1 protein-coding gene and 1 pseudogene are annotated in these 1076 nt (G+C 69.8%); both read right to left on the bottom strand.

Features of this window, described 5'->3' with window-relative positions:
* Nucleotides 1–81 (bottom strand): annotated as a pseudogene (locus VR45_RS49720) (ATP-dependent endonuclease); the annotation flags it as partial.
* Between the two features lie 70 nt (nucleotides 82–151).
* Nucleotides 152–478 (bottom strand): hypothetical protein, encoded by a 327-nt coding sequence (locus VR45_RS39340; protein WP_045944764.1) that lies wholly within the window; start codon nucleotides 476–478, stop codon nucleotides 152–154.
* Between the last annotated feature and the right edge of the window lie 598 nt (nucleotides 479–1076).

Genomic DNA, 1076 nt, shown 5'->3' with positions numbered 1-1076 from the left:
GGCCAGTTCCCCCGCAGGCCCACCGGGTCCGCCCGCCGCCCAAGCCGTGATCGCGTCCTGGAACGCTGCCATGTCCGCCATGCTGCGCATTCTGCTCCGACGAGCCGCCCGGGGCCCGCCATTTTCGCCGCGTCGGCCCTTCCGGGCGGAGCTACAGCACGGCAACGCACGAACTCAGGTCGGCGTTCAGGAAGACCAGGTGCGAGTCCCCGGGCATCCCCACTCGCCCCAGGGTGACGGGGGTGTCGCCCGCGAGCCGAAGGTCGGGCAGTCCCTGGTCGAAGTCCCAACGGGTGGCGACGCCGTCCTCCGCCAAGCATTCGGCCCGCCATGCCCAGATGGCGAAGAGCCGGTCGGCCGGCACCGTCGATCCGGCCCATACCTGGAACGAAGTCCCGGCACGCAGGGCCAGCGCGGCATGACCGGCCGTATCGGTGCCGTGTTCTTCGAGGGCGGCAATCAGGTCGTCGCGATCCACGATGTGCAGTATGGCGTTCGGTGAGTGACCAACAGGCCACCGGCCACGGTTCGGTCATGGCCGAGGGTCTTCCTTCTGATACGGCTGGCGTGCATGGTCGGACGTCGGTGGGATGCCGCCAGGACGCGTCGGAGTGGGAAGTCGGCCAGTCCGACTTCCCACTCCGGACCCCTTGCGGGATGGCCACGTGGTGCGAGGATCCCTGACCGGCTCCGTCGCGATCGTCGGCCGAACTCTCGATCGGCTGGAACGACATCGACACGACGACCGCAATCGTGGGCTGGGAGTGGTCCGGGTTCACACCCGAGTGGTCCGACCAGGACGAGCGCCTGGCCCCGTTCGTCGGCCGGGAGCTGCGAGGGGCTGCCCTGCTGGAGTGGTGGCCATGGAGTTCGTGTTCGACGACGGCCATGTGCGGATCGCCGACGGCCTGGACGAGAACACCATCGAACTCGACCCGGCCGCCCCGGAGTACGTCCGGCACCGCCTGCCAGCCCCGGAGTAGGAAGTCGTCCGGGTCGACTTCCTACTCCGCCTCGGCCGCCCGTGCCGCCGGTGCCGCCCGAACCGCCGCCGTGATCATGCGGTGCATGACGGC

The sequence above is a fragment of the Streptomyces sp. NRRL S-495 genome (assembly GCF_000966955.1).
Lineage (GTDB): Bacteria > Actinomycetota > Actinomycetes > Streptomycetales > Streptomycetaceae > Kitasatospora > Kitasatospora purpeofusca.
This window is presented reverse-complemented; position numbering and strand designations above follow the sequence as displayed.